The sequence below is a fragment of the Janthinobacterium sp. NKUCC06_STL genome, from assembly GCF_019345455.1.
In the GTDB taxonomy this organism is placed as follows: domain Bacteria; phylum Pseudomonadota; class Gammaproteobacteria; order Burkholderiales; family Burkholderiaceae_D; genus Janthinobacterium; species Janthinobacterium rivuli.
In genome coordinates this window covers 1-373 of sequence record NZ_JAHKQY010000035.1, presented here as the reverse complement: position 1 = coordinate 373, position 373 = coordinate 1, and the positions used below count along the sequence as shown (strand labels likewise).

Sequence of the window (373 nt, the reverse complement as noted above, 5' to 3'; positions counted from 1 at the left end):
CCCATCAAGTCGCCTCATGCATTGCTGCACGCATAGACTTGATCAATAAATAATCTTTACTTCTTCCAGATTGTTAAAGAACGAAACAGCTTTGATCGCTAAAAGATCAAATCTAAACCGGGTCTGTTTGACTGGCTTACATTTGCACTTTCGAGTAAAACTTTGGTGGAGGATGACGGGATCGAACCGACGACCCCCTGCTTGCAAAGCAGGTGCTCTCCCAGCTGAGCTAATCCCCCTGAGATTTACTACTCGGTTTTTACTGGTAGGGCTGGTTGGACTCGAACCAACGACCCCCGCGTTATCAACACGGTGCTCTAACCAGCTGAGCTACAGCCCCAACGCGGAACTACTACGACTACTGTTTCTTCTT

General features: G+C 47.7%; 2 tRNA genes. Both read right to left on the bottom strand.

Annotation, left to right across the window (positions count from 1 at the left end):
• Positions 1-163 precede the first annotated feature (163 nt).
• Positions 164-239 (bottom strand) — tRNA-Ala (locus tag KO539_RS29875).
• A gap of 24 nt (positions 240-263) precedes the next feature.
• Positions 264-340 (bottom strand) — tRNA-Ile (locus KO539_RS29870).
• Between the last annotated feature and the right edge of the window lie 33 nt (positions 341-373).